The organism is Terribacillus saccharophilus, assembly GCF_046592895.1.
Taxonomy (GTDB): Bacteria; Bacillota; Bacilli; order Bacillales; family Amphibacillaceae; genus Terribacillus; species Terribacillus saccharophilus_D.
In genome coordinates, this window is sequence record NZ_JAWVPU010000003.1 from 14,306 (window position 1) to 26,147 (window position 11,842).

The 11,842-nt window shown below is 44.6% G+C and carries 13 protein-coding genes; 7 read left to right on the forward strand and 6 right to left on the reverse strand.

Going from position 1 to position 11,842, the window contains the following annotated elements; all coding sequences use genetic code 11:
- Positions 1-88: 88 nt before the first annotated feature.
- Positions 89-253 carry a YpzG family protein gene (locus tag SFC66_RS10925; RefSeq protein ID WP_411218758.1) on the forward strand — a complete coding sequence of 55 codons (165 nt, stop codon included), beginning with the start codon at positions 89-91 and terminating at the stop codon, positions 251-253.
- A 30-nt stretch (positions 254-283) separates the two neighbouring features.
- Here the strand turns inward: SFC66_RS10925 and SFC66_RS10930 are convergent, their stop codons facing one another.
- Both SFC66_RS10930 and recX read right to left on the reverse strand, forming a co-directional pair.
- Positions 284-613, reverse strand: coding sequence for a YfhH family protein (locus SFC66_RS10930; RefSeq protein WP_411218759.1), 330 nt, complete (start codon positions 611-613; stop codon positions 284-286).
- A 20-nt stretch (positions 614-633) separates the two neighbouring features.
- Positions 634-1,458, reverse strand: coding sequence for a recombination regulator RecX (gene recX / locus SFC66_RS10935; RefSeq protein ID WP_411218760.1), 825 nt, complete (start codon positions 1,456-1,458; stop codon positions 634-636).
- A gap of 84 nt (positions 1,459-1,542) precedes the next feature.
- Here recX and SFC66_RS10940 point away from each other — a divergent pair, with 84 nt between their 5' ends.
- Both SFC66_RS10940 and SFC66_RS10945 read left to right on the forward strand, forming a co-directional pair.
- On the forward strand, positions 1,543-2,439 hold the full coding sequence (locus SFC66_RS10940) for a TIGR01777 family oxidoreductase (RefSeq protein WP_411218761.1): 897 nt from the start codon (positions 1,543-1,545) through the stop codon (positions 2,437-2,439).
- A gap of 317 nt (positions 2,440-2,756) precedes the next feature.
- Positions 2,757-3,908 carry an AI-2E family transporter gene (locus SFC66_RS10945; protein ID WP_411218762.1) on the forward strand — a complete coding sequence of 384 codons (1,152 nt, stop codon included), beginning with the start codon at positions 2,757-2,759 and terminating at the stop codon, positions 3,906-3,908.
- A gap of 33 nt (positions 3,909-3,941) precedes the next feature.
- Here SFC66_RS10945 and SFC66_RS10950 read toward each other — a convergent pair whose 3' ends face one another.
- Positions 3,942-5,081, reverse strand: coding sequence for a zinc-dependent alcohol dehydrogenase (locus SFC66_RS10950; RefSeq protein WP_411218763.1), 1,140 nt, complete (start codon positions 5,079-5,081; stop codon positions 3,942-3,944).
- A 411-nt stretch (positions 5,082-5,492) separates the two neighbouring features.
- On the opposite strand from SFC66_RS10950, the gene SFC66_RS10955 reads away from it, so the two are divergent.
- The 4 genes from SFC66_RS10955 to SFC66_RS10970 all read left to right on the forward strand — a co-directional run bounded on the left by SFC66_RS10955 (position 5,493) and on the right by SFC66_RS10970 (position 9,399).
- Positions 5,493-5,666 (forward strand): hypothetical protein, encoded by a 174-nt coding sequence (locus tag SFC66_RS10955; protein ID WP_411218764.1) that lies wholly within the window; start codon positions 5,493-5,495, stop codon positions 5,664-5,666.
- 71 nt (positions 5,667-5,737) lie between these two features.
- Positions 5,738-6,160 (forward strand): YkvA family protein, encoded by a 423-nt coding sequence (locus SFC66_RS10960; RefSeq protein WP_411218765.1) that lies wholly within the window; start codon positions 5,738-5,740, stop codon positions 6,158-6,160.
- A gap of 198 nt (positions 6,161-6,358) precedes the next feature.
- Entirely contained in the window at positions 6,359-8,290 is a 1,932-nt protein-coding gene (gene ltaS, locus SFC66_RS10965; protein ID WP_411218766.1) for a lipoteichoic acid synthase, read from the forward strand.
- 101 nt (positions 8,291-8,391) lie between these two features.
- Positions 8,392-9,399 carry an AEC family transporter gene (locus SFC66_RS10970; protein WP_411218767.1) on the forward strand — a complete coding sequence of 336 codons (1,008 nt, stop codon included), beginning with the start codon at positions 8,392-8,394 and terminating at the stop codon, positions 9,397-9,399.
- Positions 9,400-9,436: 37 nt separating this feature from the next.
- On the opposite strand, the gene SFC66_RS10975 is transcribed toward SFC66_RS10970, so the two are convergent.
- The 3 genes from SFC66_RS10975 to SFC66_RS10985 are packed head-to-tail and all read right to left on the reverse strand — an operon-like array spanning position 9,437 to position 11,819.
- Positions 9,437-9,586 carry a hypothetical protein gene (locus tag SFC66_RS10975; RefSeq protein ID WP_411218768.1) on the reverse strand — a complete coding sequence of 50 codons (150 nt, stop codon included), beginning with the start codon at positions 9,584-9,586 and terminating at the stop codon, positions 9,437-9,439.
- Positions 9,587-9,630: 44 nt separating this feature from the next.
- Complete coding sequence (locus SFC66_RS10980; RefSeq protein ID WP_411218769.1) at positions 9,631-11,388, reverse strand: ABC transporter ATP-binding protein; 1,758 nt, start codon at positions 11,386-11,388, stop codon at positions 9,631-9,633.
- Positions 11,370-11,819, reverse strand: coding sequence for a hypothetical protein (locus tag SFC66_RS10985; RefSeq protein WP_411218770.1), 450 nt, complete (start codon positions 11,817-11,819; stop codon positions 11,370-11,372). Before SFC66_RS10985 ends, SFC66_RS10980 begins: the two co-directional genes overlap by 19 nt.
- Positions 11,820-11,842 lie beyond the last annotated feature (23 nt).

Genomic DNA, 11,842 nt, shown 5'->3' on the forward strand with positions numbered 1-11,842 from the left:
CCTTTCCATCATTAAACCAACATATTCTTAAATAACCTGCACAAACTAGAAATCACTGCGGAGCACTTAAACTTGAGGAGGCAGATAAATGTCCAAGTTTGATCGTTTTTCCAGAACAGGTACCATCAATTCCGTTATTCAGTCCCCCCGCGCCACTGCGAAGCATGCGAATAACCAGGTGAATGGGGAAACACAGCAAACACAGACTGATATCATCATCCGTACTCAAGCAGTCAAGAAAAACCGCAGATAAAATATACCTCGGCTTTTAAAGCCGAGGCAATTACATAGTCGACCTGCCGAGTACACTGATCGGCAAAGCTTCCAGATCCTCACCCTTTTCACTGCCTCTGCGGCGATGTCCCCAGGCAAAGACACCGTTCAAGTAATCAATCGTGAAGACATGCGATTTGTCACCTTTTATCTCATACGTCACGCCAGGCTTGAAATCATCTGGATTCATTGTATAAGCCTTGGCCATCTGCCGCTTACGCTCAAGAATCTGATATTCACTGAAATTCCCCATCTGTTCTGCTTTTTGCTGCTGGATCTTCAGCTGTCTCATCTCATTTTTCAGCTGTTCCACTGTCAAGTCACTATAACGTAGTTGCATTTCGCACCAGCTTTCCGTTTCTAAAGGTCTTTTTCTTTCGCTTCTTCTATATACTTCTGAATCAGTTCCATCGGGAAACCTTTTCGGTAAAGCCCCATTTTGACTTTTTGATATAGTTCGTAGCCTTCCGCTTTTTGTGCATATTTGCGCCAAAACTTGTCCCCTTGATATCGGACAGCGTCCAGTTCCGCATCGGAATCGGCGTCCTGTTCTGCATCCGCCAATGAGACAGCTTCCCTGGCAGCGGCACTGGAGAATCCTTTGGAAATCAATTGCTGCTGAGCCTGCTGCACTTTCTCGTGATGCGATTTCTTCGCTTTCGTGTGCAATTTACTGCCGGCAAGCTTGATTGCTTTCTCAAGCTCTTTATCGAACGTATAATAGGCCATCGCTTGATCCGCAATGATTCCGGTGATGCCCTTTTCCTGCAATTCTTTTCGAATGACAAGCGGTCCTTTGCTCGTTGTATTCACCTTCGTCCGGACAAATGCACTAGCAAATGCAGCATCGTCCACATACCCTTGCTCCTCCAGCCTGTTCAATGCTTCTTCGGCATGTGAGGGGTTCTGTTCCTTTTTAAGTAAATACGTTCTGATTTCTTTTTTTGAACGCATCCGGTAGCTTAAATATTGTAAAGCTAGGGTAAAACACTTATGAGCAGCATCTTTTTCAATGATGGATTGCAGCGCTTCTTCGGATATGTCCTGTCCTTTCGTGATACCGCTTGAGATCAGGACGTCTTCATCAAGACCAAAGCCGAACTTCTCACCTTTCCCATCATCAATAAAAATGTTATAACGTCCGATTGTATTTTTCTGGGTCGTGATTTTTGTGATTTTCACCATATTCGACACCTCTTGTGTCTCTATTCTATCACGAATCGGCAACTTTCAAAATCGTAAGCTTCAGTTATAAAAGGAGGAATCCAAATGAATATCATCATCAGCGGCGGAACAGGTTTCGTCGGGAAGCAACTATCAGAATCGCTCATCGAAAAGGGGCATCATGTATACATTCTGACTCGTTCGCCCGAGAAAAAAATCGATACAAAGCAAGTCACTTATGTAGGATGGCTGAAAAAAGGTTTCAATCCCCTTGCAGAGCTCCCAGTTATAGATGCAGTTGTCAATTTAGCCGGTACAAGCCTCTTCGGCAAATGGACGAAAGAGAAAAAAGAGCAAATACGGAGCAGCCGATTGGAGGCTACCGAAACACTTGTCGATATGATCGGGAAGATGACAAAAAAACCGAAAGTATTCGTAAGCGGATCTGCTGTTGGCTACTACGGCACCAGTGTACAGGACGCTTTTACAGAGGATACGAAAAAACGCGGGCATGATTTCCTCGCTGAGGTGACATATGATTGGGAAGAAACAGCGAAACAAGCAGAAGACCTCGGCGTTCGTACTGTCCTTGCACGCTTTGGAATCGTCTTGGGGGACAAAGGCGCACTGCCGCTGATGCAGATGCCTTTCCGTTATTTCGCCGGCGGAAAAATCGGCAGCGGCGAACAATGGCTGTCTTGGGTCCACGTCCAGGATGCTGCGGGCATGATTATTCACTCAATCGAAAATGAGTCGATCAAAGGACCGCTGAACATCACTGCCCCATCGCCTCGCCGAAACAAAGATTTCAGCAGGGCACTTGCCAAGTCGCTGCATCGCCCTTATTGGACAAAAGCACCTGCACCAGTGATCGAAAAAGCATTGGGCGAAATGAGCACCTTGGTACTGGAAGGACAATGCGTTTACCCAAAGAAAGCACTCGAGAATGGATATCAGTTCCGCTATTCCAATTTATCTGAAGCACTGGAACAAATATTATAAATTCTCATTCCAGCAAAACGAAAGCAATGATGGAATCACCCTTACCGACTTGTGCACAAACCTCCCTCCATTCGTTGTGGATAATGTGCATAAGTCTCATTTTTATCTTTTTTTAAAGGTTATGGATGTTGATAACTATGTTGATAATCATACAGATACTCAGATTGATCCTAATACCTGTCATGATGAAGTTCATGAGTAGATTAATTCGATACATAGGATTAAAATAAATATAACGGTTATAAGCCTTTATATTAGGCTATAATGATAGAACACTAGAATCACGGAACAGAGGGCCAAAAGAGGAGAGGTTTGCCATGCCAGATATGCAGCGCACCACACAGGGGAAATTCAAAAAATTCTTCCTGAATAATAAATTTGTCATCGCGATGCTGATTCTTTTCATCATCGGACTGAATATATTGGTCTATTCAAGCGTATCATTCATTTTCACGCCTATTGTCGTTATAGTGAAAACTGTGATATTGCCCATCATTTTAACTGGGATCGTCTATTACTTGACTGTGCCGATCGTCAATTACTTGGAGAAAAAACGTGTTAAACGTATTTATTCCATCATAGTCCTTTACCTTGTCATCATCGGTTTGCTGACCATTCTCATTGTCTCCGTCATACCTGTCTTGAAAGAGCAGACATTAAGTCTGATCAACAATAGCACAGAATATTTCGATCAAGGGGTTGAGATGGTTCAATCCATAACAGGAAGTAATATCGTCAATCAGATTCAGCAATCAGGAAATTTTGATTTCAATCAAATCCTGAATGAATTGCAGACGCGCGGAACAAGCCTACTAAACAACTTTTTCTCGAACCTGACGAGCTTCGTCGGTGCCGTAACGGAAGTGATCATCGCCATCGTGACAGTTCCTTTCATCCTCTTCTATTTACTGAAGGATGGCAAGAAACTGCCTGTCTATATTTTAAAACTGCTTCCAGTACGCTTTAGAAGCCAGACTTTTGAAGTGATGTCGGAAATGAATCATCAAATAAGTTCATACATACGCGGTCAGATCATTGTCAGCTTTGTCATTGGTATCCTGCTGTATATCGGCTATTTGATCATCGGTCTTGAATACGCCCCGGTACTCGCTGTCATCGCAGCGTTCACCAGCGTCGTTCCATATCTCGGACCAGCGATCGCCATTACACCTGCCATCATCATCGCAATTGTCACATCGCCTTTCATGCTATTGAAACTGATCGTTGTCTGGACAATCGTTCAGTTAGTCGAAGGAAAACTGATTACACCGCAAATCATGGGGCGCAATATTCGTGTCCATCCAATCACGATCATTTTCGTGATTTTGACTGCTGGTAATCTATTCGGCGTCGTCGGCGTTGTCTTAGCTGTCCCGGGGTATGCAATTTTGAAAGTCATCGTCACACATATCTTCCATTGGTTCAAAAAGAGATCGCATCTATATGAAGAGAAAACCAAGACAAATTAAAACAGGAGCTGCATCTCGCAGCTCCTGTTTTCTTTATGGCTTCAATAGGACTTTGATATTATTATCCGTCTTTTCGTCGAATATCTTATATGCTTCTTTCGCTTCACTGATTTTCATTGTATGTGTGATGATGTCTGTTGGGTCGAATACACCTTCTTCCACCATTTGATACAGTTTAGGCATCAAGTGGATGACTGGTGCCTGTCCCATTGTGAGCGTCACATTGCGTGTAAAGAAATCGCCGATCGGGAAGCCATTTGCTTCTGTACCATATACACCTGTCAGCTGTACAGTACCGAATTTCCGCACTGCTTCGCTTGCTGTTACGATTGGCTGTATCGTACCGAATTGGTTATCATGCTCTGATCCGAACTGGACACCTTCAGGCACAGTACCATCCATACCGACGCAATCGATCACAACATCGGCACCGCCATTGGTATCGCTGTGAAGCAGCGAGCCAATTTCCGGGTTATTGGAGAAATCATATGTTTCCACATTGTTCATGCGTTTAGCATGTGCCAGGCGATGGGGCACATTATCGACTGCAATGACTCGCTCAGCACCTTTGAGCCATGCGAATTTCTGAGCCATCTGACCGATTGGACCTGCTCCGAGGATAATGACTGTATCACCCTTTTTGACGCCGCTGTTTTCCACACTCCAATAAGCTGTCGGAATGACGTCTGAAAGGAAGACGACACTTTCATCCTTCAGTTCACTTGTTTCCGGTACCTTGAAAGAAGTGAAATCCGCAAATGGCACTCGTAAATATTCTGCTTGGCCGCCAGGATAGTCACCGAACTGATCTGCGAAACCGAATAATCCTCCAGCGTCTGTATGCGGATTTTCATTTGAGTTGTCACATTGGCTTTCCATCTGGTGTGTACAGTAGAAGCATTCGCCGCATCCGATATTGAATGGGATGACGACACGATCGCCTTTTTTCAAGTTCTTCACATCCAATCCGACTTCCTCGACGATTCCCATCGGTTCGTGACCGATGATGTAATCCTTCTCAGGAGTGATCCCTCCGTGATACAGATGCAGATCAGATCCGCAAATACCTGTAGCTGTGATACGAACGATCATGTCTGTCGGATTTTTAATGGACGGTGCTTCGACTGACTTGACCTCGATATTTTCCTTACCTTGGAACGTGACTGCTTGCATGGTACCAATCTCCTTTATTCGTAGTTGAAGGACTATTCCTGTTGCCCTTCGAACTTAAACCTTCCGAAATTTTTCTTTTAAAAAATGAAACCAATCGGTCGTGCTTTCCGTTTATAGTAATGAGAACGAAAAATGTGTTTTCTAACACCTATACCTTCCGCATATTTCGTTCGTCTTTCCACTTAATTTCTAACATCAGCAGAAAAGCAGGCAGCCCCCGCTGCCTGCTTTTCCCCGTTTAACATGTTCCCACTTCCTCTCGAGGCTCTCTTTCTTTATAATGGATAAAGCGAACCATTGATTTTTATTGAATCATGTCATCATAATGTATCATTCGAGCTGGAAATCCTAAGAACCTCAGCTCTTTTTGACAGTGCCGGATGGTGCTGCCTATATTGAAAGGAGAGCACTATGTTCAAAGTCATCGCAATCGACTCAAATCAAGTGAAGCTCGAGTTCGTCGGACAGGACGGGGAAGTATTCACTTTTGACACATATGAAGCGGCAGAATCCTTCATGCAGGAAGTAAAGGCCAAGGATTCGTTGCCGGAACGCTACCGCGTACTTGTAAAAAAAATAGATTGAGAGCCCTTCCTTGCATGACGAAGAAATGTTCCTCATAATAGAGAAGAGAAGCTCACAAGGAGGCACACCTTATGAAATGGAACTTATCACAGCTCCTGGAAAAACGGCATGCTTATACACCAAAAGCGAAGGCATTGCTGCAGGATAAGGAAAAATCGAAGGAGCTCCTTGCCAATGTATCTACGAAAGCGACAGATAATAAAGGGAAACTTGCAGAAATCTGGTCTGACTTGCAGCTGATGGTGGACATGCTCCGTGACTGGCGCAAAGGCGCTTACAGCCAGCTGCCGAAAAAGTCCTTGCTCATGATAGCTGCAACCTTCCTTTATTTCCTTAGTCCGATCGACTTTGTTCCGGACTTCATCCCGGGCGGACTTTTGGATGATGTTGCTCTCATCGCATTTACATTCAAGCAGATACAGCAGGATGTTTCGGCGTACAAGCAATGGAAGCACCAGCAGCCAATTGATTCACAGACAACGGATGCTTCATGAAAAAGAGTGCTGATGCACTCTTTTTTTTTGCGGATATCATTCCCATTTTGCTTTTTTATGAGAATCTGTTATATTTATAGATTATGAGCCCAAATTTTGTTTGGGTCTTAATTGTTTTGCAAAAAAATAATTTACTAGAATCAATGTCGTTGTTCCATTTTATAGACGCCTGACAAGAAAATGAAGAGGTGAAAGATTATGAAGAAGCTTCTGGCTTCAAGGAAAGGATTTTTTGCGCTGGCCGTGATTTTTTTATGGGCCAAGACGTATTTAACCTATCAAAAGGAATTTAATTTAGATATAACGAATGCCATGCAGGAATTCCTGCTCGTGATCAACCCATTCAGTGCGAGCATCGTATTCCTAGGACTTGCATTTTTGGCAAAAGGCAGACGGATGGGAATATGGCTGCTTGTCATCGATTTCCTGATGAGCTTCCTGCTTTATGCCAATGTCCTGTATTACCGATTCTTTAATGATTTCATCACATTGCCAACCTTGAAACAGACGGATAACTTGAGTTCCGGTATGGGCGGCAGCATCTTCGGGCTGATGGAAGGAATGGACTTCATCTACTTCCTCGATATCATCCTGTTGATTGTATTGTATATTTACACAAGAAAGAATTGGACGAGTGAGCGCCTTGCTTTCCGCAAGACAGCTATGGTCATCATCTCAGGTGTCTGTCTATTCGCAGTCAATCTAGGATTGGCTGAAGCTGATCGTCCGCAGCTATTGCAGCGTACATTCGACCGCACGTATTTGGTGAAATATCTTGGACCATACAACTATACGATTTATGACGCTGTACAGAACGCCAAGACTTCTACACAGCGCGTCATGGCAAGCCCTAATGACGTCAATGAGGTCAAGGAATATGTCGATGAGAATTACGCTGAACCGAATGCCAAATATTTCGGTAAAGCAGAAGGCATGAACGTAATCAAGATTCACTTGGAAAGCTTCCAAAGCTTCTTGATCAATTACAAATTGAATGGCGAAGAAGTAACACCATTCCTGAATTCACTTGTGAATGATAAGCAAATAACTTATTTCGATAACTTCTTCCACCAAACAGAGCAAGGTAAAACAGCTGATGCGGAGCTATTGATGGATAACTCCCTGTACGGACTTCCGCAAGGATCTGCCTTTTCCGTTAAAGGAACGAACACATATCAAGCAGCGCCTGCTATCTTGAATCAGGAGCAAGGCTATACAAGTGCAGTGTTCCATGGTGACGAGAAAACATTCTGGAACCGCGATGAAATCTACAAGCAATTCGGAGTCGATCACTTCTTTGATTCCACATATTACAACATGGAAAACTCCGTGAACTACGGTTTGAAGGATAAACCTTTCTTCGAGGAATCCATGCCGTTGCTTGAATCGCTTGACCAGCCTTTCTATGCACATATGATTACATTGACGAACCATTATCCATTCCCGCTTGACCCAGAAGATGCCACGATCGATAAAGCAACGACTGGTGATTCAACAGTGGATAACTACTTCCAGACAGCACGTTATCTGGATGAAGCATTGGAGCAGTTCTTCCATGATCTGAAAGAATCAGGAATGTACGATAACTCAGTCGTCCTGCTTTATGGAGATCACTATGGTATTTCTACGAATCATAATCGTGCAATGGAACAAATAACTGGAAAAGAAATGACAGCATATCAAAATGCCCAAATGCAGCGTGTACCGCTCATGATCAAGGCCCCAGGTCTTGAAGGCGGCGTGAACCACACGTATGGCGGAGAACTTGATGTCCTTCCGACACTTGAGCATTTGCTTGGCATCGATTCTTCGAAATATATCCAGTTCGGTACCGATCTATTATCCGATGAGCATAACGGTGTAGTCGGACTCCGTAATGGTGATTTCATCAGCAAGGACTATACAGTACTTGGCGACGATTACTACGACACCGAAACAGGTGAAGTGATCAAAGATGAAGCCAAAATCGAAGAAATCAAAAAAGAAAAAGAGGATTTAGCTAAAAAACTAAGCCTCAACGATAAAATCCTATATGGTGACCTACTCCGCTTCTACGATCCGGAAGGCTGGACACCAGTCAATCCGAATGACTATGATTACAACAATCGTTCGGAAAGCAAAGAAGAATGATTCAAGCACCTGCCTGTTACGGCAGGTGCTTTTTTTATACATCGATTATCTTAGACATTGCTAACTTATATCGGTAAAATTAAGCATGCTGCAATACTTACATGCAGTATCTCACCGAAAAGGAGGTTCCGCTTATCGGAAGTTTCATCTATGCTATTTCCATTATTCTTATCGGACTCATCATCGGAAGAGCTGTCCGCGTCGTCGCCGAGAAGTATCGGCTGCCGGAATGGTTCTCGCTCAATTATTTCATGAATGCTTTGATTCGGGTCGTCCTGCTTGTCCTTAACCCCATTATTCTGATCAGCGCTTTCTGGTCGGCGGACTTGACCAATGTAAGACTGATTTACTTGCCCATTTTTGGCATTGTGACAATTTTTCTCGGCGCAGCTCTGGCATTGCTATTCTCAAGATGGAAACAACTGCCGAAAGAACAGATTGGTTCGATGTTTGTCTCAGGTGCGTTTCTGAATTTAGGAAGCTTCGGCGTGTTGTTTTGTACACTATTCATTGGCGAGCAGGCTATTGCGTATGCAGCCATGTTCCGGCTGCTCGAGGAATTTACGTACTATACGATCATCTATCCAATAGCAAAGTCGTACGGCTCATTGAATGACGCAGCTTCAGGTTCACGGGTGATGCGAATCCTAAAAGATCCATTCATCATGATCACATTCAGTTCCATCGTCATTGGAGCTGTTCTGAACGTTTCTCCGATCGAACGATTCGGATGGCTCGGCGCAAGCAATTCAACACTTATAGCATTGGCATCCATCTTGCTTTTGATTCCGATCGGCTTCAGTATGCGCATTGTATCCGTGAAAAAATATTGGACACTCAGTGTCTGGCTGATTCCGATTAAATTTTTGGCAGTACCGCTAGTCATCACCGGTATCGCTTATCTGATCGGTCTTGGCAATTTGTATGACGGTATTCTTTTACAAGTATTGCTCATCATGTCTGCCATGCCGCCTGCAGTCGCCTCTCTCGTACCGCCGCGGCTGTATAAGCTCGATATGGAACTAGCTAACTCCAATTGGATCGTGGCCACATCCTCGCTTGTATTCGTCCTCCCGATTTTATACGTACTCGTAAATTGGATGAATTGAAAAAGCAGCTGCCTCTTTAATAGAGACAGCTGCTTTTTTAGTCTTCCTTGCTTGATATATATTCGTTTTCTGATTCTCCAGGGCCATTGACGTTGTTCTTGAACTGGCTCAATCTGCCGTTCCGTTTTTCGCCATGGTTTTTGTTCTCTTTGAATTGATGGTCATTATTAGGCTTTTTCTTTGGCATGCTGGAACCCCCTTTTTCGCCTAGTATGCGAAAAAGATCGGCGTTTATTCCATTTTGCCAGCCAGTAGCTGCTGCTGTGATGCGAACTCCCGATACAGCTCGTGCTGCTCAAACAATTCTGCATGCGTACCGACACCCGTGATCCGGCCTTTTTCGATGAATACGATTTGATCTGCGTCCACGATCGTCGACAGCCTGTGGGCAATGACAAAGGTGGTGCGATTTTGCATCAGATTCTGCAGTGCTTGCTGCACGTAAATTTCGGAGCTGCTATCAAGACTCGAAGTTGCTTCATCCAGCATCAAGATTTGTGGATCGCGCAGCAGCGCCCTGGCGATGGCTATACGCTGTCTTTGTCCGCCGGAAAGCTTGACGCCCCGCTCGCCTACCTTCGTTTCGAAACCATCTGGCAGATCTTCGATGAACTGCTTCGCATACGCCATCTCTGACACTCGTTCAAGCTCCTCGTTCGATACTTCTCGCTCCAGCCCATAACAGATATTCTCACGGATCGTACCTGATAAAAGTGCTGTTTCTTGGGCTACGTACCCAATCTGCCGTCTCCAGTCATGAAGCTTGAAGTCCTGAATGGGTGTCTCATCCAGTTGGATTGTACCGCTGGTCGGTTCATAATATCGTTCCAATAAACCGAACAAAGTGGATTTTCCGCCTCCGCTCGGCCCGGCAATGGCTGTCACTTTACCTGCAGGTGCCGTAAAGGTCAAATCATGCAGCACCTGCTCTTCCTGATAAGCGAAACTTACATGCTCGATACGAAGATCTCCATCCACCCGCTGAATCGGCTTTCCATTCTCACTATCCTCTGTCTCTTCTCCAAGTACATCATAAATACGCTCCGTTGCTCCCATTGCCTTTTGCAGATGCGTAAAGAACATCGACAGCTGCGTCATCGGCATGATGATCTGGAACAGATAAAGGATAAAAGCAACCATGTCGCCTGCTGACAAAGCTCCGGATGAAACGCGGATGCCGCCATAACCTATGATCGTAACAAGCAGAAGCATCATGATGAAAAGCATAAGCGGCGAAAGCAGCGCCTGGATCTTTGCTTCTTTCAATCCGTACGTAAATAACGTCCGGATTCCTCTATTGCCTCTCTCCAGCTCGACATGCTCTGCATTCGAAGCTTTGACCAGCTTCATCTCCGGCAGCACCTGATTCAATACTGCTGTGAAATTGGCCGTCTCTTCCTGCATCGCCCTGGAGACCTTATACATCTGTCGCCCTAGCACCATGATGATGATGATGGCAATCGGAACAGCCAGCAGCATCACGATTGTCATCTTCCAATCAAGAATCATCAAGATGGTGATGGACCCAACAATGGAAATGATACCAGTGACAAAGTTGGTCAAATGATCGGTAATCAACTCTTTCAGTATGCCTGTATCATTCGTCACGCGGCTAAGTGTCTGTCCTGTTTCATTGTTATGGTGAAAACGAATCGGCAGATGCAAAAGCTTATCCCATAAACGTTCCCGCAGCTTAGCCACGACATGATGCCCTACTTTAGCGAGTAAGTAAATGGACAAGCCGCTCGCCAATGCTTGCAGGACGAAAGCAATGACCAAAATGGCAATCTGTCCCCCGGTAAATGATTGCCCGCTGAACCCGTCCACCAGATTCTTCGTGAACAGCGGTACAGCAAATCCGACACCTGTTGTCAGCAAACTCATGACGAGTGCCGCGATGACTATCCCGAGTGGTGGTTCTGTCCCCTTGACCAATGCCAGGAATAGCCGCCAGTCAAACTTTTTCTTTTCTAATTGGCTCTGCTCCATTTCGTACCCCCAAGTTCCAATAGATATCTATCTTCTGCAAAAAGCATCGCATATCCTTCATGTGCATTCACTGTGAAGTATTCCTCATCCTTTTTCAGGAAGGATATATCCTCCGGCAGCAACGGCTGCTGCCAATGGAAAAAGCTGTCTGCTGCATCCAGGATCAACTGCAAAGATTCTTTGTTAAAATGATAATGATAATTCGGAACGGATATATGCGCCTGAAATGAGTTTGCACGCGTACCATTCGTATATTCCATTTTTTGAAGATAAGGCTGCAGTCTCCCAAGCAGCTGATGCAGCATTGGTTTTTGACCCATCATCTTTTTGGGCAGTACTGCGAAAGTGAACGTATCACAGCGATCACATAATCGCACGGCTATCTTTTTATACGCGGCTGCAGTCATGTCCTTTTCATGTATATCAAACAATATAGCACCTCCACAAAAAGAGG